Below are 25279 nucleotides of genomic sequence, written 5' to 3'. Positions count from 1 at the left end.
TTTACCCATGCATTCTCATAATAAGTCGTGTTAACATATATTAGAAAATAATAATGATAATTAAAACGATAACCATTTATAAATAATCAGCATTTGTTAAAAAGAGTGACAATGCCAGCGACTGTTCCCCCAAACCAATTTTCATCAAAGCGGCTCAAACCTGCCCCTGCACTCGGTAAATGCACTCGACCTCACCGTGGACTTTTACTATTACTCAGCATTGTTATATTGATGCTAGTGATGGCCGCCAGCTTGATGCTCGGTGCCAAAGCCATCCCCTTTTCAGTGGTCTGGCAAAGTTTACTGGGCGAACACAGCAATGCTGATAGTATTTTAATTCTGGAGTCCCGCCTACCCCGCACCTTGATTGGTGTGCTCGCCGGTGCCGCCTTAGGGTTATCGGGTGCCGTCATTCAAGCACTGACCCGTAACCCACTAGCTGATCCGGGAATTTTGGGGGTCAATGCTGGGGCCAGTTTTGCCGTGGTGATAGGTATTACTCTTTTTGGCGTTCATGCCATTCACGGCTATATGCTTTCGGCCTTTATCGGCGCGATGATCACGACCCTAATCGTGTATTGGGTAGGAACTCAGGGCGGCGGGCGAGTCAACCCTTTGCGCCTAACACTCTCTGGGGTGGCTATCGGGGCAGTATTACTCGGGATCTCGACCGGTATCTCATTGACACATCCACAGGTCTACGACCGGGTTCGCTTCTGGCAAGCAGGCTCACTGGATATCCGTGATATGTCGGTCGTGGCGGCAGTCGCGCCCGCTATTCTTCTCGGCAGTGTAATTGCCTTGCTATTGGCACGCCCTCTCAATGCCATGCACATGGGGGAAGATTTAGCCGCCGCAATTGGTGCACGCATTGCCCAAACCCAGTTTTGGGCCGTGGTGACAGTGACCTTGCTGTGTGGTGCTGCTACCGCCGCTGTTGGTCCGATCGCCTTTGTCGGCCTGATGGTGCCACATATTGCCCGCTGGATTGTCGGCCCGGATCAATGCTGGATCCTCCCTTTCACCCTGGTAATGACCCCCATTTTGCTATTAGTTTCAGATATTGTGGGGCGCTTTCTGGTTCCCGGTGAATTACGAGTTTCCATCGTGACGGCGTTCATTGGCGCTCCTTTATTGATCTGGCTGGTTCGCCGTAATAAAAGGATGACCGCGCTATGAAACACGCCACTCCGCCGTGGTTATTTGGCCGTTCTAATGGCCCCATCAATCTGCGCATCCAGCCCCGTAGCTTGATGGTCGGTGGGTTGCTGCTATTGGCCTGCTTGCTGGCGGCCATGCTGGCTTTAATGGTCGGGACATTACCGCTTACTCCGGGGCAAGTATTTGAAGCCTTATTCGGCCATGCCAGCGGTGCGGCGAATATTATCGTCAATCAATGGCGTTTACCGCGGGCAATGATGGCGTTGATTTTCGGGGCCGCACTGGGGGTCAGTGGTGCCATATTTCAGTCTCTGGTACGTAACCCATTGGGTAGCCCCGATATTATCGGCTTTAATGCAGGCGCTTATACTGGCGCGTTGGTGGCGATTACTCTGTTCAATGGCAACTATTTTGAGATTGCCAGTAGTGCACTGGGAGGCGGATTACTGTCTGCTATCGCGGTATATCTGTTGGCCTACCGTCAGGGGATTCAGGGCTTTCGGCTGATTATTATCGGTATCGCCATGGGCGCGATGTTAACGGCATTTAATACCTGGCTGACTATCACCGCTTCATTAGAAGCGGCTATCACTGCCGCCGCCTGGGGAGCCGGTTCTCTCAATGGTTTGACGTGGGCAAAGGGCCTGCCATCAGTGATGTTTATTGCCATCGCCGCCGTGGTGGCTATGTTACTGAGCCGCCGTATGCCGTTGCTGGAAATGGGTGATGATGCTGCGGGCGCTTTAGGTGTTCCAGTCGAAAAAACGCGGTTGGGCCTGATGGCTATTGGCGTCATTTTAATGGCAGCAGTCACGGCGGCGGCAGGGCCGATTTCCTTTATTGCACTGGCCGCACCGCAAATCGCCAAACGCCTGTCAGGCACATCATCAGTGACATTGACCGCGTCTGCGTTAATGGGAGCCCTGTTATTAATTGCCGCTGATTTGTGCGCCCAACATCTGTTTTCACCTAATCAATTGCCAGTCGGTGTTGTGACTATCAGCATCGGTGGTCTGTATCTTATTTGGCTTTTAATCCGCGAGTCTGGACGATCATGAGTAATGCTAGTTCCACCACTTCACCTATCCCTCGCTTACGGGCTGAAGCGCTGACCTTGGGTTATGACGGCAAGATAATCAGCGAAAACCTGAGTGTCGCCATTCCTGATGGTGAGTTTACGGTTATCGTCGGCCCCAACGCCTGTGGTAAATCGACACTGCTGCGCGCCTTGAGTCGCTTACTGAAACCGCAGGCAGGTCAGGTGATTTTGGATGGTAAGAACATTGCCAGCCTTGATACCCGACATGTTGCGCGCCATTTGGGCTTATTACCACAAAGCTCGCAGGCACCGGACGGGATCAGTGTGCTGGACCTAGTGGCGCGTGGCCGCTACCCTCACCAGAAATTATTGCAGCAATGGACACTGGCTGATAAGCAGGCAGTCAGCGATGCCATGCAGGCCACTGGCGTCAGTGAACTGGCAGACAGGTCAGTGGATGCTTTATCAGGCGGGCAACGCCAGCGGGTTTGGATAGCGATGGTGCTGGCCCAGCAAACACCATTATTGTTATTGGATGAGCCAACCACCTATCTGGATATCGCCCATCAGATTGATTTACTTGAATTATTTAGTAACCTGAATCAACAGCATAACCATACCCTGGTTGCTGTGTTGCATGATCTGAATCATGCCTGCCGCTATGCCACGCATATTATCGCCATGCGCGATGGAAAGATTGTCACCCAAGGAAAGCCGCGTGAAGTGATCACCGCAGATCTGGTGGAGCATGTCTTTGGTATGCCCTGTTTGATCATTGATGATCCAGTGTCGCACACCCCTCTGGTTATTCCAAAGGGGCGGTTTAAGGTGTGACTTAGGCTCCGATTTTAGTAGGCAAGCAAGCGGTGTAATCCATCAATCAACCCACCGCGCCAGCAGAGCGAGTCATGCCCGCCAGCATAAATCCGATAATGTAATCGATGCCCCGCCTGACGCAGCGCCTCGCTCATGGCCTCATTAACCTGATAAATCACATCTTCACGGCGACCCGCCTCCATAAAAATATTCAATGGATGATCATTACCCAAACCTTGGTAAACCTGTTCTGTCAGCCAGCCCTGACGCTCGGCAGTTCCGGCAGTCAGAGCTTTGAAGTTATCAACATCCGGCCACCAGAAGGAACCGGACTGACTCAGCACACAACCAAAACGCTGCGGCCAATGTAATCCGGCATATAGCGAGGCCAATCCACCAAAACTTTGCCCTGCCACCACGGTGCGCGAGGCTTGGTCAGTAAAGGGTTGTCGCGCAGCAACTTGCGGCAATAACTCTGTTTGTAGCGCCAGCCAAAAATCCTGATTGCAAGGCAACTCTACTGAGCGATGGGGCTGGTCAATAATGTCGATCAGCACATACACACTGGCGGGCAAACGTCCGGCATCAGTTTCATTATCCAGCACACCGAATATCGGTTGCCTGGTCGCCCAATACTGCCCATCAAGCAAGATAGCCAATGGCCGCTCGGCGTTATCTGCTGTGCCGTGTGTGTGGTAAATCCACACATTGCGGCTGTTACCTAGCAATTCGCTATGCCAGGTAATCAATTGCAGCCGTTGCGTATCCGTTGGGAGTTGCTGGCCTGCATCAATTGGCTGCCAGGCGGTCTGAGGTAGGGCATCAGTTAAATGCACCGCAGAAAGTAGCCTTCCGCGATAGCTGGAATGGGGGGCGGTGTGATTGAACGGATCGTTTTGTGCCAAATCCATCAAGGAGATCCACCAATTGCGCTGTGCCTGCCGGCGTTCTTGTGGCGTTCCCTCAGGTACATTCAGGCAATGTTCCGCAGTAACCGGCATAAAACTGTAGCTGCCACGAAAATCAGATTCCACTTCAGCCTGCCAATACCACACATCTGTTTGGCCCAGGCGTTGTAGGGTTTCAGGATGAGTACTGTGATGGTCTGTCACGCCGTTAACATCAATGTAGACACGACTATAAGTCGGTTCATCTGCCTCTGCTACCGGCTCCCGCCAAAGAAACGTCAGTCTGACTTTATCCTCAGATATCGGCTCCACCAGCGGCGTTCCCCACTGTGCAATCTGCTGCCACCATGATTCACTACCGGCTAAAGTGTCTGCTAGTAAGCGCTGGCTATCAGGATGTTCATTCGTCGTGCTCACACTCAATCCTCTTGATTTCATTGCCAAGTCTATTCACCACTCATCGCACAAAGGTATGCCCGCAAGTGGTCAGGTTAAATACATTTGAGGTTAATGATAAAGCTATTGATAACTCAGTGAGTAAAGGGTTTACCCCACCTCGGGGCACTCCGGTGGCTTACGCCACTACGACCCCAACGGCGCGCTTCCCCTTCGTTTGACGTTGTTATAAATCCAATGTATTTGTTATTTCCATATGAATACAAATAATATTGAGAAGTATTATTATTTGCAATAACATAGTATGCGTTCTTTCTTGAGCGTCACCTTATTCCCGAATATGTATAAGGATACAGCCGCAACTGATTGAATGGGCAGAAATCTTTTTTATATCCATACCGGATAATAAATAAATCTGGGTGGATCCAGCACTTTTATTATTGTATTTCCAGGTAGGGATAAATCATGTTTGATATTTCCGGCAAGAAAATGCCAAGGAAATTGCCATTCCAGGCAAGCTACACCTCAAAAACCTTATTATTGACCTCCGCACTGATATTCATACCCTCTCTACAGACTTTAGCGGCAGCTACCGCGCAAGAAACGGTAGCAGCAAAAGAAGATAAATTAGTGGTAGTTGCCAAAACGGATAGCGGACAACAAGATACGGGTTTTGCCGCCAAAAACAGTTCAACCGGCACAAAAACTGATACTCCGCTGATGCGCACTCCGCAATCTATTTCGGTTATTACCCGCCAGCAAATACAGGATCAAGGCGCAACTTCTGTTGCTCAAGCATTGCGTTATACCGCTGGTGTGGTACCGGAATATCGCGGTGGCTCTAATATGAATGACGAAGTGATCATTCGTGGTTTCGGCTATGCACCGCGTTTTCTCGATGGCTTGAGCTACAACTCACTGGGTGGCGCACGGCGTGGTGGTCAGATTGATCCGTGGTTATTGGCGCGGGTGGAAGTGGTTCGTGGCCCGGCATCAGTGCTGTATGGCCAGGTCAATCCGGGTGGTCTGATCAACATGGTCAGCAAGCGCCCAACGGCTGAAAGTATTCACAAAGTGCAGATAGGAGCGGGTAATAATAGCCTAGCGGAAGCTGCTTTTGATTTCGGCGGTATCTTAGATGATGAAGGGAAAGTTCTCTATCGCCTGAATGGGATTGGCAGAACGCAGGATGATGCGGTGAATACCTACAAGCAGGAACGTTTTGCTATCGCCCCGGCAATAACCTTTATTCCGAATGAAGACACCACCTTTACCTTATTAACCAGCTATCAGAAAGAACCCAAAGCCGGTTCACGTAACTTCTTACCGGCGACCGGCACGGTATTTGGTACCGCTTACGGCAAAATACCTTACGATTTTAACGTCAGTGATCCGTCATTTGATCAATCTGAACGCGAGCAAACCTCAGTCGGTTATGCCCTTGAGCATTACATCAATGACACCTTTAAATTCCGTCAGAATCTGCGTTACAGCTATAACAAGCAAGACTATAAGTATCTGGTCTTTATGGATTTACTGGCCGATAGCCGCACCATGACACGCCGCCCACAAATTGAACGCCAGACCACCGCTGAGTTTGCAGTCGATAACCAATTGCAAGCTGATTTCTGGACCGGTCAACTCAACCATACGGTGCTCACCGGGTTGGATTACAAACGCACCCGCATTGATAGCCGATTCTACATGGGCACGGTACAGACAAAATATAATCTGGATTGGGTATCACCGGTTTATGGCCTGAATATCAAAGACAGTGACCTGTCACTGAATAGTAGTGATTTGACCAAACTGGATCAGGTGGGGGTGTATTTACAAGATCAAATCGAACTGGATAAGTGGAACTTCCTGTTGTCCGGGCGCTATGACTGGTCACAGTTAAAAACCATGAACCGTAAAACCGTCATGCAAGATCAACAAGACGATCATGCATTTACCGGCCGTGGCGGTGTGTTGTATGCCTTTGATTCTGGTATCTCACCCTATGTTAGCTACAGCACCTCATTTGAGCCAAGTACCGCCAAAGGTGCACCTGGTACCGGTGCATTAGACCCGGTCACGGCACGTCAGGTCGAACTCGGCGTTAAATACCAGCCGCCGGGCAGCAGCACTTTGCTGACCACCGCACTGTATGATTTACGTCAGAAAAACATTAGCCAATACGATCAGTCACTGGCCTATAACGTACCCATTGGCGAAGTTCAGTCTCAGGGGATCGAAACGCAGTTAAACAGTGAGATTAACGATAATATCAACCTTATTGCCGCCTATACCTACACCAAAGGGAAAGTACGTGAAACCAAGACCGCCGCTGAATTAGGCAAAATGCCCGCTCGCACACCCAGTCATTCGGCCTCACTGTGGGGTATGTACAGCTTTGATAAAGGTGTGATAGATGGTTTATCCACCGGTGTTGGCGTGCGCTACATCGGCACCAGTTGGGGTGATGCGAAAAACAGCTTTAAAGTCCCGGCGGTTACGTTATATGACTGGATGATGCGTTATGAACTGGGGCAAGCTTTACCATCAATGAAAGGCACCAGTTTGCAGGTCAACGTTAATAACGTATTTAACAAAGAATATGTAGCCAGTTGTGCACAAATGGCGGCCTGTTTCTATGGCAGCGGCCGTGTTGCTACCGCCACCGTCAGTTATTCCTGGTAGATTTTCACTTTCAGCCGCGCCGGTTATATATGCTGGCGCGGTTTTTACCCTAATGCGTTTTTATCCTAACGAATAAGAATTGCTTAAAGAAAAGTAAATTTTTGCTCCAACCTATGCCATCTTAGCGGTTTTATTAAAAATAAATATAATAAATTCAACAGTATAACCTTTAGGCAACCTTTCATTTCATTTAGCGTAACCGGACAATCCATTCTAAAAACAGTGGGATAATTCTATACTCGCCAATAGCATCATTTAATTGCGCCATATTCAGGGTAAACATGCCAGCATTTAAAGGAATATCACAGCTTATGCACCGAACGCGCGCCTGTAAAAAGCGCCTGTGCGGCATGCTGCTGATTACCTGCTGGTTTTTTCTGAATACCCAACTGGCGATAGCCGGCCATCAGTGTGATATAGCCCCTGCCGACTCGCCGGTCTTTAGCCAGCATCAAGGGCATTTACAATCAGACCCGATGCAACACATGTTGTCGGCGATGGAAATGTCTCATGGTCAGGCGCAAAACTCTCTGTGTGAAAAGCATTGTATTCCTGACTCAGTTCAATCTGACAGCGGGATGCTGGTACTGGCAGCTTTGCCGACCCACACTGAATTAGTGTTGGCGGATATACAGCAAGCCCCACGCATTCACCGCCTTGACTGGCATATGCCGCCCATTGTCGGGCCACCCACCGAAATCGCGCTCTGCCGATTTAGAGAATAGATCCAGACAGATTTAACCACATTATTCACGCGCCTTGCGTGCTGTGCTTATTTTATGTTTTGGAGCTATTCCTATGAGTACTTTATTTAACGCCGTATCTACCACTTTAGTTTGCGCTGTTGTTCTTTTCTCTGCCCCGCTGTTGGCCGCCACCCTATCAATAACAGAAAGTATGCCGATGTCCCATAACCACGGGGCAATGATGGCTGATACCACCACGACCCATACCAATGACTATCACTCTCGTGGGCAAATAAAAGCCTGGAATGCCAGCAGCGTATCCATCGCCCACAGTGCCATTCCAGCCCTAAACTGGCCACCAATGACTATGTCCTTTGACCTGCCGAATAACCTTGCTGCAACCTCAATCCCAGTAGGCACCCAGGTCACATTTAGCTTCCGCCAGACTGAACAGGGCTATCAGCTCACCGCCATTTCAGCACAGCAACCGTAAGGCGGGAGCCATCATGAACCCCTTATTGAATCACCCAATGCCGGTGCGGCCTGCGGCTGCGTTGCGCTTAGGAATAGCCCGCCTGTTGATGGCTGCGACATTCAGTTTACCCGCCCTGAGCCACGCGGCGGACATCACTCTGGATCAGGCGCTGGTTTCCGCAGAGCGCTACTCTGCTGAGTTATCTGCCAATCAGCATCAGGTTAATGCGCTGGAAAATATGGCCAGTTCTGCCACCCAACTGCCTGATCCCAAATTGAAATTTGGTATAGAAAACCTGCCTGTTGGGGGCAACAATGCCCGCCGTTTTACCCGCGAGGGCATGACCATGCAGCGGATCGGCATCATGCAGGATTATGTCAGCAGTGATAAACGGCAAAGAAAAGCCGATACCCTCAGTGCCGAAGCGCGTAAAACTGCAGCGGGCAGCGAAACCATCCGTACCCGATTACAAAAGGAAACCGCGCAAGCCTGGCTGGATCTGGCGCTCACCGAGCAAGCCGCGAGTGATGCCAAGGTTTTAGTGCAGGAGAGCGAAAAACAGGTAGCACTACAACGGGCTGGAGTTGCCAGCGGTGGTGCGTTACCCAGCAGTGTGCTGGATGCACGTCTGACCCTGGCGGCGATGCAAGATAGATTAACCACCGCACAACGCGACGTGACTTTGGCGCAAACCCAACTGACCCAGTTAACCGGTATTGATGTTCAGCACGTCGATGGCCCATTGCCCAAGTTCTCCCGCCTGCCAGCGGATATCACCGTATTGCGAGACACCATCAATCAACATCCGGAAATCTTGCTCGCCAGCCGCGAAGCGGAGGTTGCTAAAGCACGTTCGGCGCAATCAGCCATTGCGGCGATACCGGATGTCGGTATTGAAGTTTATTACGCCAAACGTGCAGAAGAATATGAGGATATGGCAGGAGTGATGGTAACCATCGATCTGCCGCTATTTCGCTCGCAACGTCAGGATAAAGACTATGCCGCGGATGTCTCGCGAACCTTGGAAGCCAATGACCAGCTTACCCTATTGACCCGCGACCATCGGGCGCAGCTCGACACGCTGCTGGCGCAATATCAGGCTACACAGCAATTATGGCAGCGACAGATTAATGATGTTTTACCGCTGCAAAAACAACGTGTTGATTTGATGATGGCACAGTATCAAGCCAATAAAAGCGATTTGAGCAGTGTACTGGAAGCCCGGCGCGCCCTGCTCGATAGCCAGCTCAACACCAGCAATGCCGCCAGAGAATTAGCTCGTACCTGGGCTGCTATCCGTTATCTGACCCCGCAGGAGAGCGTGCGATGAAAAAGTATTTTAGCCTGACTTTAGTGGCCGTCGCCGCCATCATTGGCATCGCGGGTTATCTGCTCGGAAAACCGGCATCACATACCACATCAACCGTTGCTGCAAGCCCTGAAGTCGTAGCAGAAAACAGCCGCACAGTGCTGTATTGGTACGATCCGATGTCCCCCGGCCAACGCTTTGATAAACCGGGAAAATCACCGTTTATGGATATGGAACTGGTACCGCGCTATGCCGGTGAAACCGCGGAAGATGGCGGCGTCACGATCAGCGCCCGTCAACAGCAAAACTTGGGGCTGCGCACCGCGTCAGCAGAAATGCGCACACTCAACTATCGCCTTACTGGCTACGGTACCGTGGCAACAGATGAGCGCAGTGTACAAGTCATCGCTGCCCGCGCTAACGGCATTATCGAGCAATTATATGTACGCGCTAATCAGCAGCCAGTGACAAAAAATCAACCCTTGGCGCAGTTATGGATTCCCGATTGGAGTGCTGCTCAGCAAGAATATCTGGCTATCCGTAAATTGAGGGACGGCGCATTGACTGCGGCGGCTCGCCAGCGTCTACAACTGCAATTTATGCCGGAAGAGGTGATTCGCAGTGTCGAAAAAAGTGGCCAGCCACAAACTCGGGTGACACTGCGCTCCCCTGCCAATGGCTATGTCAATAAACTGGATATCCGTGCCGGTTCGCAAGTCACAGCAACGCAATCCCTGTTTGAGTTAGCCAGCCTCGATCCAGTATGGATCGTGATGGATTATCCGCAATCTCAAGCCAGTTTAGTCCGGATCGGCAGTGAAGTTACTGCGACTACGGCCAGCTGGCCGGGTGAGTCCTTTCACGGCAAAATCAGTGAATTATTGCCCAATATGGATCTCACAACCCGTACTCTTAAAGCGCGTATCACCTTGGAAAATCCACAACAAAAGCTCAAACCAGGTATGTACCTGAATGTGCAATCGACACAAACGGATACGCTTGAACCGGTGCTGGTCATTCCACAGGAAGCCTTACTGATGACGGGCAATCGCAACACCGTATTACTGGCAGAAGGAAATGGTCACTTTAAGCCGGTTGAAGTCAGTGCCGGGCAAACTCAGGACGGTTGGGTCGAAATCAAATCGGGGCTGAGTCATGGTCAGTTGGTGGTGACCTCCGGACAGTTCCTGATTGATTCAGAAGCCAGCTTGCAAAGTGCCTTGCCACAAATGGCTGACACTCCAGAAACCGTAGTGCCAGCCGTTGATAACACCGTATCGGCGCCGGTCGATATTTACTCGGTACAAGGGGAGGTCAATGCGATTAATGGCTCAACAATCACGCTTTCTCATGGCCCGATAGCCGCCTTGAAATGGAGCGCGATGACGATGGATTTCCTGCTACCACCGGGCAAACTATCAGCGGATATCCATGTTGGTAGTGAAGTCAATTTCACCTTTACGTTGACTGAGCAAGGCGCGCAGATCCGTCAGATCCAACCGGTAAAAACCAATAACGCCAATAACAACATGGATACTCATGGGAGTCACTTATGATTGCCGCCATTATTCGCTGGTCGTTGCGCAACCGGCTATTGGTGCTGTTGGGCGCAGTAATGATGGCCGCCTGGGGGATTTGGTCACTGCAACAAACCCCACTGGATGCGTTACCAGATTTGTCGGACACGCAAGTGATCATTCGCGTCAGTTACCCTGGCAAAGCCCCACAAGTGGTGGAGGATCAGGTTACTTATCCGCTGACGACCACCATGTTGTCGGTGCCCGGCGCTAAAACTGTGCGAGGTTTTTCCATGTTCGGCGATGCCTATGTCTATATTTTATTTGATGATGGCACCGATCCTTACTGGGCGCGCTCAAGGGTACTGGAGTACCTCAGCCAAGTGCAATCTACCCTGCCCTCCGAGGCTAAAGCGGCTCTGGGGCCAGACGCCACCGGTGTCGGCTGGATTTATGAATATGCACTAATTGATAGAACCGGCAAACACAGTCTGGCCGATTTACGCGCGTTGCAGGATTGGACACTGAAGTTTGAACTGAAAACGGTGCCCAATGTGTCGGAAGTTGCCAGTGTCGGCGGCATGGTACGCCAATATCAGGTGATTCTTGATCCGGAAAGGATGCGTGCGCTGAATCTATCTCATCAGCAAATCGCCAGTGCCATTGCCGACAGTAATCAGGAAGGCGGCGGCTCAGTACTGGAAATGGGGGCCGCCGAATATATGGTGCGCGCCAGCGGCTACCTGAAAACGCCGGATGATTTTAGAAATATTGTGATTACCGCCCGTGATGGCATTCCTATCTTACTGTCTGATGTTGCCAGCGTGCGCATGGGGCCAGAAATGCGGCGCGGCGTGGCCGAATTGAATGGTGAAGGGGAAGTCGCTGGCGGCATCATTGTGATGCGCTACGGCAAAAATGCCTTAGAAACCATCAACGGCGTGAAAGAGAAGCTACAACAGATTCAGCGCAGCTTACCCGTCGGAGTAGAAATTGTGCCGGTTTATGACCGCTCACATTTGATTACTCAGGCCATCGACAGCTTGTCATTTAAGTTGTTGGAAGAGTTTTTAGTGGTCGCGGTTATCTGCTCGCTGTTTTTGTTCCACTTCCGTTCGGCGCTGGTCGCCATCATCACCCTGCCCCTTGGCATCCTTGGTGCCTTTATCGTTATGCACTATCAAGGGGTTAATGCCAATATTATGTCGCTGGGTGGCATCGCCATAGCCATTGGTGCCATGGTAGATGCGGCGATCGTCATGATCGAAAACATGCACAAAGTATTAGAACAATGGCGGCGGGATCACCCCGGTCAAACACCCGTCAGCCAAGATTATTGGCGCATTTCAGAGCAGGCGGCGATTGAAGTCGGCCCGGCTCTGTTTTGCAGTTTATTGATTATCACTTTGTCATTCATTCCGGTCTTTACCCTACAGGCGCAGGAGGGGCGGATGTTTTCCCCACTGGCCTTTACGAAAACCTATGCCATGGCGGTTTCTGCCGGTTTAGCGATAACGTTGGTGCCGGTATTAATGGGGTATTTTATTCGCGGAAAAATCCCTGACGAAAATGCGAATCCGATTAACCGCTGGCTCATCGCCCTTTATCACCCGGTATTGACCGCGGTGCTGGCGCGCCCCAAAACTACCCTGGCCGTCGCAGGGATGTTATTGCTGGTAACCTTGTACCCGCTAAGCCACTTGGGCAGCGAGTTCATGCCCGCTTTGGATGAAGGCGATTTACTGTATATGCCCTCAACCTTGCCGGGAATTTCAGTGCGAGAAGCCAGCCATTTGCTGCAACAAACGGATCGTTTAATCAAAACAGTACCCGAAGTGGATACCGTGTTTGGTAAAGCGGGGCGTGCAGAAACAGCCACCGATCCCGCGCCACTCACTATGATCGAAACCACCATTCGGTTTAAACCCAAAGAACAATGGCATCCGGGCATGACTATGAATAAGTTGATCGAGGAACTGGACGCCACGGTCAATGTTCCCGGTATTGCCAATTTGTGGGTGCCACCGATCCGCAATCGACTAGACATGCTATCTACCGGGATCAAAAGCCCGGTGGGGATCAAAGTGAACGGCAAAAATGTGCAGCAAATTGAACAGGTGGCACAGCAAATTGAGCAGGTGGTACGTAAAGTGCCGGGCGTAACCTCAGCGCTGTCTGAACGGCTGACCGGGGGCCGCTATGTGGATATCGACATCGATCGCAAACGAGCCGCCCGCTATGGTGTTTCAGTCAAAGAGCTGCAATCGTTGGTGGAAACCGTGATTGGCGGACAAAACATCGGTGAAACCATTGAAGGCCGCGAGCGCTATCCCATCAATCTGCGTTATCCACGGGAAATTCGTGATTCACTACAGAAATTACGCGACTTACCGGTTGTCACCGCCAGTGGCGGGCAAGTGGCATTATCTGAACTGGCGGATATTAAAATCACAGAAGGCCCGCCAATGCTGAAAAGTGAAAATGCGCGCTTATCCGATTGGGTTTATGTCGATCTGCGAGGGCGGGATTTAAAATCGGCCGTCACAGATATGCAGCAAGCCGTCGCACAGCAAGTCAAACTGCCGGAGGGCGTATCACTCAGTTGGTCTGGGCAATTTGAATATCTGGAGCGGGCAACAGCGAAACTGAAAATTGTCCTACCGGTTACCTTGACTATCATTTTCGTGCTGCTGTATGTGACTTTCAGCAGTGTCCGCGATGCCGCCTTGATTATGGCAACCCTGCCGTTTGCCTTGATTGGCGGGGTCTGGTTGCTCTATGGGCTGGGCTATAACTTTTCAGTTGCCGCCGCCGTCGGCTTTATTGCGTTGGCGGGGGTAGCGGCAGAGTTCGGCGTGATCATGGTGCTGTATCTCAATCAGGCAGTGAAAAAATATCAACGGCCCGGTATCCCGATGACGGCCAAGGAAATGAGTGCTGCCATTCACGAAGGTGCGGTATTGCGAGTTAGACCAAAAGCCATGACAGTCGCCACGATTATGGCCGGCTTGCTGCCCATTATGTGGGGAGGTGGTACTGGTTCGGAAGTTATGCAGCGCATCGCCGCCCCGATGATCGGTGGAATGGTGAGCGCGCCATTGCTTTCCATGCTGGTTATTCCGGCGGTGTATATGTTGCTACATAAAAAAGACAGGAAACAACACTAAATCTCAAAAGTATGACTATAGCCCTGCGTTCTGGTTTGCAGGACTCAGGGCTTTGTTATTGATTTCTCATAACTTCTCAGCGCGCCCAGTACGACGAAAGGTTAAGTTAATCCGGTATGCTCTCGCAGCAGGAGAACACCCAGCTTTGATCGGCAATACACCATGATAATTCAAACGTGATGGCTCCCCCCACACCACCACATCACCTTCGCTCAATAAAACTCTCTGACATTTAGCTTCACGGGATGCGCCACCAAATTGAAATACCGCTGGCAGGCCCAACGAAATGGAGACAATGGGTTGGCGTAAATCCAATTCATCTTTATCTTGATGCAAGGATAACTTAGCCCCCACCTCATAACGATTTATCAAACAGGCATCGGGCTGAAAATGCGCAAAACCGGCTTGTTGCGCCGCAGAAACTGCCAGCGATATAAAACTTTGCGGCATGGCGGGCCAGCGTAATTCTGTTAACGGATCAATCGAGCTGTAGCGGTAACCCCGAGCATCGCTAACCCATCCCAACAGACCACAATTACTCATGGCGACCGACATCCGGTAACCACCTGGAGTAATTAAATGCCGAAAAGGAGCTACGGTGGTGATAGTAGTGATCTCAGCCAACAGCGAGGATGCCTGCTGTTGTGCAAAATGATGTAAAACAAAAGCGCCAGGAGCTAACTCTTCAATCCAAGGCTCATTGGGTAACTGAGAAAACAGATCCATGGTCATGATGGCCTCACTATATCTCAAGATAACGCATGACTAAAATCAACATAGTTTACGCTACGTACTCATTTAGCGTCATAACGTTATCGCCCAATTTTCTTCATCTTTATAAAGTGAAAATAGTAAGATTAAAAATCTTAAAGATAATAAAATTCAGAATAACGACATTTCAATAACAGTTAAACAAAAGAGAGAGGATAATAGGAAAATGATAAATAATGATAAATAATAACAAAAAATAGTATATTCAGGTTAAATACCCGCTTGTTTAGTGAAATTAAATTATGCAAAAATATGCAGCGTAGTTATTTAAAGAATTCTAAGAGTTAAAACAAAGACAGATAAGTAATAGATTAATAACCTTAGAATTAACAATACATGGTAAAAAGCCATTTTCAACATACACAACATCAAAGAGAAATACTTACTTAGCGTAAATCTTATTTATCGATAATAAGATAAAAACTCATACACCGCAAAGAGTAAATATACACCTTATACAGGATAGGTAGCCGTCGATATGGAGACAAATGAGATTGTGTTTGAACTAGAAGGAACAGTGCTATTTTCTCCAGCACAGCGTTGCTTGAATGGCCCCAATGGTTCAGTGGTAATTTTAACTGAAAATAATCTGAGATTCTTACAATTGTTACTTGAAGGAGTAACTGAGAAAGAACTGATTATCAATCAGGTATGGAAAGAACAGCGCGGAGCTATCAGTGAAAGTAGCTATTATGGGCAACTCTATATGCTGCGTAAGGCTTTTATTCAGGTAGGGCTGAATGAATCTCTTATTCATACTATTCCACGCAAAGGGGTTCGTTATACCGGTTCAGTAAGTCAGGTGATGACAAGTAAGGGACAAGAAAAACAATCAAAAATTGATGATAACCATGAGGTGATTGCGCCCCCTGCTCTTTCTCATATAGCTACGCTTGCTGTGCCTACACATAGTGCGATATCACCAGTTGCTCCGGTACACATTAAACAAAGTTTTTTGCAAAGCAATCGCTGGAAAAAATTGATCTCATTACTCGCTTTTTTCTCTTTCTGCTGGCTCTCATTTCTCTCAGCCTTGGTCATTATTATCTTATTAGATCGAAGCAAGTAAAAGCCTTAATAGATTCACTTAAATAAATATGATTTTAAAAGACTAAATGATGGTATTAAAAAGGATTTAATACTGACAAAAGCATTTAATAGCTGCCACTACGAACGAGGCGAAAATAAAAATATCAATTCTGGTAGTAGCGATATACGGCCTCAGTACAAAATTTAAAGTGCTGGGAAAATCTCAATATAATTAACAAGGATAGTAAATCATGATAAACCTAATAACTAAAGGTTATGTAGCAGTACAAGTTAATGCGCAAGAGTTTCTGAAAGATAATCGTGGTTCTATTATTGAATACGTCATGATTATTGCATTAGCGGGTATCCTTATTACTGCGGCTAAAGACCCACTAACCAAGCTGGTAACCGATTTAGTTGCAGCAGCTCAAGTAGCTGTGACTAAATAACTTATATTCAACACTGTTAATATGGCAGCACAAGGCTGCCATATTTTAGTCATAGCTAGTGCAGGAAAAGTAGTGAATATATTACAAATATCGTTAACCACATTTTTAGTATTGCAATTACTATTAATCTGTTATAGCGATATTCGCCATCGGGTCATCAGCAATAAACGGGTGACAACAGTTGCCATCAATACGTTGTTCTTAAGTCTAATCATATACGATGCGGTTAGCTTTATTATTCCTCTATTAGCATTACTTACAGGATATATTGTCTTTTACTTCAAATTGATAGGGGGCGGCGATGTTAAATTAATCACCGTACTCTTGTTTGCATTAAATCCAGAACAATCACTTAATTTCATTCTCTATACGGCAATTATGGGCGGAGTTGTGATGATAATAGGTCTACTGTTCAATCGTGCTGACATTCACCAGAGAGGTGTCCCTTATGCTGTTGCGATTTCAGCTGGCTTCTTAATATCTTTTTTTCCCTAAATACCAATCGCATCACTGCAGTTAATATAGGGTTATTAATATGAATCGTAAGTTTATTTTATTATTATCTATTCTTATTATCGCGATAGGTATCACTGGCATACTGATGGGATCCGAAGATGATAAAAAAGTAATAAATAATCTCACAACAAGCAACGGTGAAAATGTCACTATTGTATTAGCACAAACTACCAGAGATTTATCTTCAGGCACTTTATTAAACCATGAAGACTATGCAGTAAAAAAATTAAGTGTCTCAGAATCCAGTGAACTGATAAATAATGACATATCAGGAAATAAAAACATTAACAGCCACTTATTAAAGACCAACACGTTAGCTGGATCCTACATCACGAAAGACATGTTAGTTTCACCTGAAAGTGATGAATTTAATTATCTGAATTTACAGAAAGGCCAGATTATCTATAAGTTCCAAATAAAACAAAAAGATGATTATTTACTGGATGCACTGAGTATTGGTAATATACTGACTCTCCAGTTAATGGTTCTTGAGACAGATAAAAGAAAAGGAATGGAACATGGCACTGGCATTAATACAAAAGAAATAAACGATAAAAAGAAACAGAGCTATTCATTGAATGATGTAATATCTAACATGAAGATATTAAGAATAAAAAAGTATTCTACCAGTGAGTTATCAGAAAAAAATAACAATAATCAAAAGACTGAAGACATGTTAGTAGGTTATATTGCCGTCATAATAAAAACAGAGGATCTTGAACTTATACATATCGCAGAAAAATCAGGTGATACATTACTAATACCAACTAAAAAAGATGATGACAATAAGGGTATATCAAAAAATTTATATGACATCATTCCTAAATTACGTACAACAAGAGAGCTAAGAGGATGAAAGTATTTAAGCTCGGGTATAGAGTTTGTAGCATATTAATTTTTATGTCTATTTTTATCCCTTGGCAAATCTTGGTAAATTATGCACATGCTAAACCTATTTTATTATCCACTGGCGAGTCATATATTCTTAAAACACAAAATGAAATAGATACTGTCTTTGTTTCTGCAGCAGCGATAGCTGACTATGAACTCATTGGTAAAAAAAGCGTTATTGTTTACGCAAAAAAAGAAGGAGTAGCAGAGTTTATCTTATTCGACATAAACAATAAACCGCTTATAAAATCAAAAGTTTTCGTCAATAACATCATTACTGCTGCACATAAGAGAGTTCAACTCGAATATCCAGATAGCAACATAGAGATAAATAAAGTAGGTGATAGTTATGTGCTAACGGGCACAGCAGAATCAGAGGATGCTAAAGACACTATTACCACTATTGTTGGTGAGGCTATTGGTAGTAAAAAAAAAGGAAATAGCGATAGCCAATTTATTAATCATTCTGATTATTCAGCTATTATCAATAAAATTAAATTACCACAATCCAATCAAGTGAATGTGAAACTAACAATTGCCGAGGTCACAAAAGATTTTACTGAAAATATCGGAATAAATTGGAGCACACCAGGAGACTCAGTTGGTAGTTTTCAATTTTTCAAGTTCAATGCAAAAGGAATTAGTACCTTAGTTCATGCTATTAACGACAATTCTATAGCTCGTGTTTTAGCTGAACCAAACCTCTCGGTATTATCAGGTGAAAGCGCATCATTTCTAGTCGGTGGTGAAATACCCATCGTGAGTACTACACAAAATAGTAAAGAAATTAGCTATAAAGAATTTGGCATAAAACTAAACATTGGTGCCAAAGTAAATGATAAAAAACGTATTCGTATTATCTTAAATGAAGAGGTCAGCAGCATAGGAAAATCATTTAATATTCAAGGAGGAGACTCCTATCCTTCATTAAGAACACGCAAGGCGGCCACAACATTAGAACTGGGAGATGGGGAGAGTTTTATTTTAGGCGGGCTTATCAGCAATACGGAGAGGGAGTCACTGAAAAAAATACCATTAATTGGAGATATTCCTATATTAGGTGCATTTTTCCGTAACGCACAAACAGAACAAAGCCAAACAGAATTGGTGGTGATAGCAACTGTGAACCTGGTGAATCCAGTCTCAGAAAAAGAAATTGAGTTACCCGATTTTATGCATACCTCAACACTTGAGCGATTTTTTAATTTTACCCCTATAATGGAAGGGAAAAGAGAAAAAATTGCCAGGGAATTTCTACGTAAAGGTGGTTTTATTAAATTAAACTATCAATAATAGGTATGATAATACTATTTACTCACATAAGTCAGGCAGCGCCAACCATCAAACCGATTGATGATGATCATTCATTTTATATAATGAAAGAAAATCAAGAAAAAAAAATAAATAATCCCAGCATCAAAAATTATAATGTTTGCATTAAGAATAAAAGTTGTAATTATAGTACTAATGATTTTCGTCACGAAAAAAAAATGGAAGTTGGTTGCGCAGTAAAGACGAATAGAAAGAAGTCAATATTAATGGTGACATATGCAATTAATCCTAAATAAGGACTTACTGAAGAAACAAGATAGTAAGGTTAAAAACGCTATCGTAGTTATTTCCAAGAGAAGTTGGCTGATAGAAAAAGTATCAGAGAAAATCCGCCTGGCGGATATAAAAAATATTAAGGAAATAAATAACAATATATTCATCACATCATCAATTCATTTATCAGAACAAACAATGGGTGTTATTATTGATGTGGAGGATAATAAGAATATAGAAGAAATAATAGATTTAGTAAAAACTCATACACCGCGAAATTGTTGGTGCATATTAGTAGGCGACATAGACTCAATCAGTATTGCACAGCAATTTACGGAGCGAGGGATATTATACTTAAATATACACTCACAATCCGATGAGTTAACTCAACTATTACTTAAAGGCATTCAGATAGAATCAGAGAGGAAAGCTTTCTTTATTAGTACCCTTGGTTGTAAAGGAGGAATAGGAACTACGTTACTCAGTTATCATTTAGCGTATGAAATCACTCGAATAAAAAAAGCGCCCACATTATTATTGCAAGGTAATCAAGGTTCTCAAGACCTTGACCTTGTTACAGAGAAGAAAATGAGCGCAGAGGTCACTGAATATCATAAAAACCTAGACCTTATGCTATGTAAAGAGAATGAATTAATTGATATTGATAACCTAACAAATAAAAAACATAATTTCATCATTTTAGATCAGCCTATCAATAATGTTTCAAAAGAAAAAATAATCGATTATATTGTCCAATTCAACTGTATTATTATATTACTTGATAACAGTATGATGTCAGTTCGTGTGGCCAAGGAGTTTATTTCAACCTATGACAGATTCCAAAGAGATAATAGGCAAACTACTCGACTAATTATTTGTTTAAACGAAAGTAGGCCTGTAACCAAAGATATGTTAGACAGCGCTGATATACAATCATTATTAAAACGAGATATAGACGTACATATACCTTATATAAATAGCACTAAATCATCATTAAGTGATCCTAACTACTTCGGTAGAAAAAAATCCAAAATAAGTGAGCTGGCAAAAAATACGCTGGGTATAAAAACAAAAAAAATGATTAATGAAATAATCTGGATAAACAAAGTAATAACGATATTTAAAGGAAGAAAATAACAATGGGAATATCATTAATCACTCAAGAATTAATTCGTGAAAAGATGCTGTCAAATATTGACATAGATAAAGTCGAACATCTTATTACTGACTATAGCAAACTTAGCGAGTTATTATCTCAAACATTTGATGACTTATTTAATGATAATGAATACCAACTTACAACTCAGGATCAGAAACAGATAATTTCAATGATTGCTGATGAAATTACGGGATTTGGACCATTAAGAGAACTCATGGAGGATGACTCTATTAGCGATATTATGGTCAATGGCCCTAATAAAATATTTATTGAGCGATACGGCCTGATAACCTTAACTGATCGTCATTTTATTAATAATACTCAACTAACAGATATCGCCAAGCGTTTGATGCAAAGAGTAAATCGCCGTATTGATGAAGGCCGCCCCTTAGCTGATGCTCGATTAATTGATGGTAGCCGTATTAATGTAGCAATGAGCCCGATTGCGCTTGATGGAACTGCGCTTTCAATTCGAAAATTTAGTAAAAATAAACGAAAATTAGAAGACTTAGTTGATATGGGAGCGATGAGCAGTGATATGGCAAATTTTCTGATTATTGCAGCTAGTTGTAGAGTCAATATCATTATTTCTGGCGGCACCGGCTCAGGTAAAACAACTTTGCTCAATGCATTATCAAAGTATATCTCTCAAAATGAGAGAGTTATTACCTTAGAAGATGCAGCAGAGTTAAACCTTGAACAGCCTCATGTTGTCAGAATGGAAACTCGACTCGCTGGTTTGGAAAATACTGGGCAGATCACTATGCGGGACTTGGTGATTAACTCATTGCGGATGCGCCCAGATAGGATAATTATTGGCGAATGCCGGGGTGAAGAAACCTTTGAAATGCTGCAAGCAATGAACACCGGACATAATGGCTCAATGTCAACATTACATGCTAATACCCCTCGCGATGCTATTGCCCGTTTGGAAAGTATGATCATGATGGGGCCAGTTAATATGCCCATCTTCACTATCCGGCGGAATATAGCGTCTGCAATCAATCTTATTGTCCAGGTTTCGCGGATGAATGATGGTACAAGAAAAGTACGCTATATCAGTGAAATTATGGGGATGGAAGGCGACAATGTTGTATTACAGAATATATTTTCATTTAAACCAAAAAAGATACGTGATGAACAGGGTAGAATTCAGGGTGATTTCATCAACCATGGATTATTCAATCGCTCCTCCGTCAGAATAAACGCTGACATATATAACTTATCTCAGGAATTAAATAGTATTTTTTCCATGGTGGAAAAATGATTTATTACGTAATATTACTTTCTGGATTATCATTACTATTATTAAGTAATCTTAAATGGATGAAAATAAAGAAATCAGTCAGTGACTCGGAAAAAACAAGATCTAGAAATATTTTTTTTATGAATTTACTTTTGAAAAAAATGTTTTCAGAGTGGTTACACTATTGTCATGAAATCACTAAAGAAAAAAATAAGCCTCATATAATTATCCCTATAGTTTATTCAATATGCATTTATACTGCCAATATTTTTTGGTTTCATTTAAACATATTTATCATTCTACCTTTTACATTAATAAGCATTATATATTTTCAATTAATAGTATCGAGGAAGGCACACCATTCTCTTTTTAAACAGAACTTCCCAGAAGTCCTCTTGATGATAAATATGGCAGTCAGTAGTGGTGCGAATATTAATCAAGTATTAGAGCGCTGCGGACAAGAAATCAGCGGCCCATTAGGGCAGGAAATGAGTCTTATTTGTCGAAGACTCAATCTGGGTGAATCACCAGAAACTGTTTTTTATGATGCTTATAAACGGTTTAATTATCCCGAATTTTATTTCTTTATAACAATTATCTTGCTTAATCTACAACAAGGCGGTCAACTAAAAGAATTGATTAATAGATTATCGCAAGTGATAACAAAAAATAAAACATCCGAACAGAAAAAATCAGTAATGACTGCTCAAACAAGGACGTCAGTTAATATCATTTCTATTATGCCTATTGCATTCTCTCTTTTGCTATATTTTATTGATCCTACAAATATAGACTCCATGTGGAACCACGCCATAGGAAAAGTCATTTTTTACTATATTATTATCAGTGAAATAATCGGTATTTATTTAATAAGAATAATGCTAAGGAAGGCGTTATGAAGATAACTTTTATTTTATTTTTATTATTAGGATTTACGATCCTATTTAGATCGAAATCAAAAGTAAAAAGACTTTTGATATATAACAAGTTAAATAAAAATGAAAATAATCAAGAAAAAAAAGATAGTAAAAAAGACATCAATGAACAAGATAAAAATATCTCTCATTTCATCATCATTCCTTTTTTTCTTAAAAAAATAATTTACTTAAAATCGCTCATTGTAGTTTTAAACCTGATAATAATATCTTTGTTAGTGACATTAGATATTATATTAGTTAGTTTTTTAAATTTAATAACTTGTGGGTTAATAGTTTTAACGTTGACCATATACATTCCTAAGGTAGTCATAAAAAATGTTGTCACCAAAAGAACTGAGTCTGTACTTAGATCACTTCCCTTTTTCATTGATATTACAGCTGCGTGTGTTCAATCTGGAATGACAATAGATAACGCTCTTAGTTATGCCGCGAAAAAATTCAAATTAATCAACTCAGATTTAAGTTTAATTATCATTAAAATGACTAAACGAGCAGAGTTGCATGGGCTAGAGTCAGCAATTAAAGAGTTCCATCAATGCTCTTCAGCCACAGAAATAAGAATGTTTTGTAATACACTTCAATACAGCATCATTTTTGGCTCAAGTATATATGAACAACTTAATAAATTATCTCAAGACATGAGAGAGATGCAATTATTAGTAACAGAAGAGAAGAACAGTAAATTATCAGCAAAAATAACATTCCCACTATTTATATTTATTCTTATTCCATTTATCGTATTAGTTATATCACCGAGCATATTAGAGATACTTACCTATGTACAAAAAAACCAATAAATTTATTATTTTTACAATTTTCACTTTACTACTAAATGGTTGTTCCTGGAAAAATAACATGAGTCAAAAGGATTTTTATTATCGTGAAAACATTTTAACCAAAGCAAATAATTATGGTGGGCTAATTAACTTATATAGTAATAAATTAAAAGTAAAAGAAGATGATAGTATCAGACTAAAACTAGCTAATGCTTACTATCTTGCAGGTGATACTCATTCCTCATTATATTATTTGGGCCCTATAGCCCATAAGAGGAATGAATATATTTATTTATTACTCGCAAAAAACCTTATTAATAATAATGATAATGTAGGGGCAAAAGTTGCTGTTGATAAATTATTAGAGATGTCACCAAGTAATGCTGAAGGTCATAATATTAATGGTATTATTTTAGCAAATAATGGTGATCTCAACAAAGCGGAAAAAGCTATTGAAAAATCCAGACATCTATTTATTTCTGATGAAACTGCCATGAATAATCTTGCTGTAATAGCTATACTCGATGAACGCTATAGAGATGCTGTCAGAATATTACTCCCTGATTATCTGGCAGGGAAAAGAGGCAGCTTAATGTTACATAACTTAATATTTTCATTGGTAAAACTTAAAGACAAAAAATATGCCAAAAAGATAATCATAGCAGAGAAAATAACTCGAAAACCTGATGAGTTAATACTTGCACTTAGTCAAGTTAGTACCCCATACCAAGGTAAATTATCTGAAGAGATCAAACAATGAAGGGAATGCTTCAATATTTTTTTCACTCAAATAGAGGCTCTATCACTGTAGAGTTCTCATTCGTACTTATTTTATTTTTATTTATTCTACTGTCTGGTGTTGAAATTGCTCGTTTGTTTTATATTTCCGCGAGTTTGGATTTAGCTGTTTCTGAAGCAGCGAAATCAGCTAAGAACAAGGAACCCACTAATAATTCTAGCTATACTTCTGTATTACAGCAGAAATTAACCACACACTATGGCGTGTTAGGCTCATTTATCACTACAGAAAACGAGATAAAAACTAATGTTGTTTTTAGTGAAAATATTTTAGATATGATTAACAATAAAACTTCAAATAACAATAAACTCCCTCTAGCCAGATACAGCGTAAGTTATTTATATCGTCCCGTTTTCTTTCCTCTTTCACTCTCTTGGGCGAATACATTATTATTAAGAGAGGTTATTTTTGTGCAAGAAAACTAACCCCAAAAATCTACTTTCAAACACTCATGGTGCGGTTATTGTTGAGTTTTCTTTTATTATTTTCGTCATAATTATCTTTATAAAGACGTTACTGTCAGTTTCAGAGTATTATTCTACTATAGGAAAATTAGATCGAATCTCATATTCATTAGCTGGAATAGTGCGTGAAAGAACCCTCTTATACCAGAGTGATAATGAATTAACACAATTGCAAGTTGATCAATTAAAAAAATTAGCCGAAAATATGTTATCTAATTCAGGATTAGCTGAAGATAACCTTGCTATAAAGATAGAAACTGTACACTTCAATCCCACTCAATCATCAGCGGTCGGAAATAAAATCATCAACAATGCGAAAAGTTTATCATTCAACATTGGTTCTTGTGGGCCGGATAAACCACTTAGAGAGTTAATCCAATTATCATCATTCAGTAATACCGGAAGGTGGATACCTCTGTATCAAGTGACATTGTGCTTACCTGCCAACACTTGGTATAACACGTTATTTAATCAAAAAGGTGCGACCACTTTTATTAAGTCATCCGCCATGACTATAGAACGCTAACTTATAAATAACAC

Annotated in this window: 23 protein-coding genes; 21 read left to right on the top strand and 2 right to left on the bottom strand. The window is 43.4% G+C overall.

The genetic code is table 11. The features are described from left to right. Window positions 1–111 precede the first annotated feature (111 nt). The 3 genes from fepD to ACF3VQ_RS02930 are packed head-to-tail and all read left to right on the top strand — an operon-like array spanning window position 112 to window position 3034. The gene (gene fepD / locus ACF3VQ_RS02940; RefSeq protein ID WP_392433329.1) at window positions 112–1179 is read left to right on the top strand and encodes a Fe(3+)-siderophore ABC transporter permease; all 1068 of its coding nucleotides are present in this window, start codon (window positions 112–114) and stop codon (window positions 1177–1179) included. Continuing rightward, window positions 1176–2219 carry an iron-enterobactin ABC transporter permease gene (gene fepG, locus ACF3VQ_RS02935; protein WP_392433328.1) on the top strand — a complete coding sequence of 348 codons (1044 nt, stop codon included), beginning with the start codon at window positions 1176–1178 and terminating at the stop codon, window positions 2217–2219. Before fepD ends, fepG begins: the two co-directional genes overlap by 4 nt. After that, window positions 2216–3034 carry an ABC transporter ATP-binding protein gene (locus ACF3VQ_RS02930; protein WP_392433327.1) on the top strand — a complete coding sequence of 273 codons (819 nt, stop codon included), beginning with the start codon at window positions 2216–2218 and terminating at the stop codon, window positions 3032–3034. Before fepG ends, ACF3VQ_RS02930 begins: the two co-directional genes overlap by 4 nt. 14 nt (window positions 3035–3048) lie before the next feature. Here ACF3VQ_RS02930 and fes read toward each other — a convergent pair whose 3' ends face one another. Further along, complete coding sequence (fes, locus tag ACF3VQ_RS02925) at window positions 3049–4341, bottom strand: enterochelin esterase (protein ID WP_392433326.1); 1293 nt, start codon at window positions 4339–4341, stop codon at window positions 3049–3051. A 444-nt stretch (window positions 4342–4785) separates the two neighbouring features. On the opposite strand from fes, the gene ACF3VQ_RS02920 reads away from it, so the two are divergent. The 6 genes from ACF3VQ_RS02920 (at window position 4786) to ACF3VQ_RS02895 (ending at window position 14156) form a co-directional block, all read left to right on the top strand. Next, complete coding sequence (locus ACF3VQ_RS02920; RefSeq protein ID WP_392433325.1) at window positions 4786–7002, top strand: TonB-dependent siderophore receptor; 2217 nt, start codon at window positions 4786–4788, stop codon at window positions 7000–7002. Between the two features lie 311 nt (window positions 7003–7313). Continuing rightward, window positions 7314–7727 carry a hypothetical protein gene (locus ACF3VQ_RS02915; protein WP_005174009.1) on the top strand — a complete coding sequence of 138 codons (414 nt, stop codon included), beginning with the start codon at window positions 7314–7316 and terminating at the stop codon, window positions 7725–7727. Window positions 7728–7800: 73 nt separating this feature from the next. Next, entirely contained in the window at window positions 7801–8181 is a 381-nt protein-coding gene (locus tag ACF3VQ_RS02910) for a copper-binding protein (protein ID WP_392433324.1), read from the top strand. A gap of 13 nt (window positions 8182–8194) precedes the next feature. Next, window positions 8195–9493, top strand: a complete 1299-nt coding sequence (locus ACF3VQ_RS02905; protein WP_392433323.1) for a TolC family protein — start codon at window positions 8195–8197, stop codon at window positions 9491–9493. Further along, entirely contained in the window at window positions 9490–11028 is a 1539-nt protein-coding gene (locus ACF3VQ_RS02900; protein WP_392433322.1) for an efflux RND transporter periplasmic adaptor subunit, read from the top strand. Before ACF3VQ_RS02905 ends, ACF3VQ_RS02900 begins: the two co-directional genes overlap by 4 nt. Continuing rightward, window positions 11025–14156 (top strand): efflux RND transporter permease subunit, encoded by a 3132-nt coding sequence (locus tag ACF3VQ_RS02895; protein WP_392433321.1) that lies wholly within the window; start codon window positions 11025–11027, stop codon window positions 14154–14156. Before ACF3VQ_RS02900 ends, ACF3VQ_RS02895 begins: the two co-directional genes overlap by 4 nt. 66 nt (window positions 14157–14222) lie before the next feature. On the opposite strand, the gene alkB is transcribed toward ACF3VQ_RS02895, so the two are convergent. Next, a complete protein-coding gene (gene alkB / locus ACF3VQ_RS02890) occupies window positions 14223–14888 on the bottom strand; it encodes a DNA oxidative demethylase AlkB (protein ID WP_392433320.1) in 666 nt (221 codons plus the stop codon). 517 nt (window positions 14889–15405) lie between these two features. Here alkB and ACF3VQ_RS02885 point away from each other — a divergent pair. The 12 genes from ACF3VQ_RS02885 to tadF all read left to right on the top strand — a co-directional run bounded on the left by ACF3VQ_RS02885 (window position 15406) and on the right by tadF (window position 25265). Then, window positions 15406–15996 carry a transcriptional regulator gene (locus ACF3VQ_RS02885; RefSeq protein WP_392433319.1) on the top strand — a complete coding sequence of 197 codons (591 nt, stop codon included), beginning with the start codon at window positions 15406–15408 and terminating at the stop codon, window positions 15994–15996. A 211-nt stretch (window positions 15997–16207) separates the two neighbouring features. Further along, a complete protein-coding gene (locus ACF3VQ_RS02880) occupies window positions 16208–16405 on the top strand; it encodes a pilus assembly protein (protein ID WP_392433318.1) in 198 nt (65 codons plus the stop codon). A 72-nt stretch (window positions 16406–16477) separates the two neighbouring features. Further along, window positions 16478–16900 (top strand): prepilin peptidase, encoded by a 423-nt coding sequence (locus tag ACF3VQ_RS02875; protein ID WP_392433317.1) that lies wholly within the window; start codon window positions 16478–16480, stop codon window positions 16898–16900. A gap of 40 nt (window positions 16901–16940) precedes the next feature. Further along, a complete protein-coding gene (locus ACF3VQ_RS02870) occupies window positions 16941–17777 on the top strand; it encodes a tight adherance operon protein (protein WP_392433316.1) in 837 nt (278 codons plus the stop codon). Continuing rightward, window positions 17774–19105 (top strand): type II and III secretion system protein family protein, encoded by a 1332-nt coding sequence (locus ACF3VQ_RS02865; protein WP_392433315.1) that lies wholly within the window; start codon window positions 17774–17776, stop codon window positions 19103–19105. The genes ACF3VQ_RS02870 and ACF3VQ_RS02865 overlap by 4 nt, the downstream gene beginning before the upstream one ends. Before the next feature lie 255 nt (window positions 19106–19360). Next, entirely contained in the window at window positions 19361–20494 is a 1134-nt protein-coding gene (locus ACF3VQ_RS02860; RefSeq protein ID WP_392433314.1) for a pilus assembly protein CpaE, read from the top strand. A gap of 2 nt (window positions 20495–20496) precedes the next feature. Beyond that, a complete protein-coding gene (locus tag ACF3VQ_RS02855) occupies window positions 20497–21783 on the top strand; it encodes a CpaF family protein (protein ID WP_392433313.1) in 1287 nt (428 codons plus the stop codon). Further along, entirely contained in the window at window positions 21780–22661 is an 882-nt protein-coding gene (locus tag ACF3VQ_RS02850) for a type II secretion system F family protein (protein ID WP_392433312.1), read from the top strand. The genes ACF3VQ_RS02855 and ACF3VQ_RS02850 overlap by 4 nt, the downstream gene beginning before the upstream one ends. After that, a complete protein-coding gene (locus tag ACF3VQ_RS02845) occupies window positions 22658–23497 on the top strand; it encodes a type II secretion system F family protein (RefSeq protein ID WP_392433311.1) in 840 nt (279 codons plus the stop codon). Before ACF3VQ_RS02850 ends, ACF3VQ_RS02845 begins: the two co-directional genes overlap by 4 nt. Then, window positions 23478–24236: a tetratricopeptide repeat protein gene (locus ACF3VQ_RS02840; protein WP_392433310.1), complete on the top strand. Its 759-nt coding sequence runs from the start codon at window positions 23478–23480 to the stop codon at window positions 24234–24236. The genes ACF3VQ_RS02845 and ACF3VQ_RS02840 overlap by 20 nt, the downstream gene beginning before the upstream one ends. Continuing rightward, on the top strand, window positions 24233–24700 hold the full coding sequence (locus ACF3VQ_RS02835; protein WP_392433309.1) for a TadE/TadG family type IV pilus assembly protein: 468 nt from the start codon (window positions 24233–24235) through the stop codon (window positions 24698–24700). The genes ACF3VQ_RS02840 and ACF3VQ_RS02835 overlap by 4 nt, the downstream gene beginning before the upstream one ends. Then, complete coding sequence (gene tadF / locus ACF3VQ_RS02830; protein WP_392433308.1) at window positions 24684–25265, top strand: tight adherence pilus pseudopilin TadF; 582 nt, start codon at window positions 24684–24686, stop codon at window positions 25263–25265. Before ACF3VQ_RS02835 ends, tadF begins: the two co-directional genes overlap by 17 nt. Window positions 25266–25279: the final 14 nt, after the last annotated feature.

The organism is Yersinia fenwicki, from assembly GCF_043099325.1.
Classification (GTDB): Bacteria; Pseudomonadota; Gammaproteobacteria; order Enterobacterales; family Enterobacteriaceae; genus Yersinia.
Note: the sequence above shows the minus strand (reverse complement) of the source record. Positions and strands in the feature narration are given on the sequence as shown.

Bases quoted from the DNA above. Each gene is read 5' to 3' on its own strand.
- fepD (WP_392433329.1), top strand. From the start codon at position 112: ATGCCAGCGACTGTTCCCCCAAACCAATTTTCATCAAAGCGGCTCAAA.
- fepG (WP_392433328.1), top strand. From the start codon at position 1,176: ATGAAACACGCCACTCCGCCGTGGTTATTTGGCCGTTCTAATGGCCCC.
- ACF3VQ_RS02930 (WP_392433327.1), top strand. From the start codon at position 2,216: ATGAGTAATGCTAGTTCCACCACTTCACCTATCCCTCGCTTACGGGCT.
- ACF3VQ_RS02920 (WP_392433325.1), top strand. From the start codon at position 4,786: ATGTTTGATATTTCCGGCAAGAAAATGCCAAGGAAATTGCCATTCCAG.
- ACF3VQ_RS02915 (WP_005174009.1), top strand. From the start codon at position 7,314: ATGCACCGAACGCGCGCCTGTAAAAAGCGCCTGTGCGGCATGCTGCTG.
- ACF3VQ_RS02910 (WP_392433324.1), top strand. From the start codon at position 7,801: ATGAGTACTTTATTTAACGCCGTATCTACCACTTTAGTTTGCGCTGTT.
- ACF3VQ_RS02905 (WP_392433323.1), top strand. From the start codon at position 8,195: ATGAACCCCTTATTGAATCACCCAATGCCGGTGCGGCCTGCGGCTGCG.
- ACF3VQ_RS02900 (WP_392433322.1), top strand. From the start codon at position 9,490: ATGAAAAAGTATTTTAGCCTGACTTTAGTGGCCGTCGCCGCCATCATT.
- ACF3VQ_RS02895 (WP_392433321.1), top strand. From the start codon at position 11,025: ATGATTGCCGCCATTATTCGCTGGTCGTTGCGCAACCGGCTATTGGTG.
- alkB (WP_392433320.1), bottom strand. From the start codon at position 14,888: ATGACCATGGATCTGTTTTCTCAGTTACCCAATGAGCCTTGGATTGAA.
- ACF3VQ_RS02885 (WP_392433319.1), top strand. From the start codon at position 15,406: ATGGAGACAAATGAGATTGTGTTTGAACTAGAAGGAACAGTGCTATTT.
- ACF3VQ_RS02880 (WP_392433318.1), top strand. From the start codon at position 16,208: ATGATAAACCTAATAACTAAAGGTTATGTAGCAGTACAAGTTAATGCG.
- ACF3VQ_RS02870 (WP_392433316.1), top strand. From the start codon at position 16,941: ATGAATCGTAAGTTTATTTTATTATTATCTATTCTTATTATCGCGATA.
- ACF3VQ_RS02865 (WP_392433315.1), top strand. From the start codon at position 17,774: ATGAAAGTATTTAAGCTCGGGTATAGAGTTTGTAGCATATTAATTTTT.
- ACF3VQ_RS02860 (WP_392433314.1), top strand. From the start codon at position 19,361: ATGCAATTAATCCTAAATAAGGACTTACTGAAGAAACAAGATAGTAAG.
- ACF3VQ_RS02855 (WP_392433313.1), top strand. From the start codon at position 20,497: ATGGGAATATCATTAATCACTCAAGAATTAATTCGTGAAAAGATGCTG.
- ACF3VQ_RS02850 (WP_392433312.1), top strand. From the start codon at position 21,780: ATGATTTATTACGTAATATTACTTTCTGGATTATCATTACTATTATTA.
- ACF3VQ_RS02845 (WP_392433311.1), top strand. From the start codon at position 22,658: ATGAAGATAACTTTTATTTTATTTTTATTATTAGGATTTACGATCCTA.
- ACF3VQ_RS02840 (WP_392433310.1), top strand. From the start codon at position 23,478: ATGTACAAAAAAACCAATAAATTTATTATTTTTACAATTTTCACTTTA.
- ACF3VQ_RS02835 (WP_392433309.1), top strand. From the start codon at position 24,233: ATGAAGGGAATGCTTCAATATTTTTTTCACTCAAATAGAGGCTCTATC.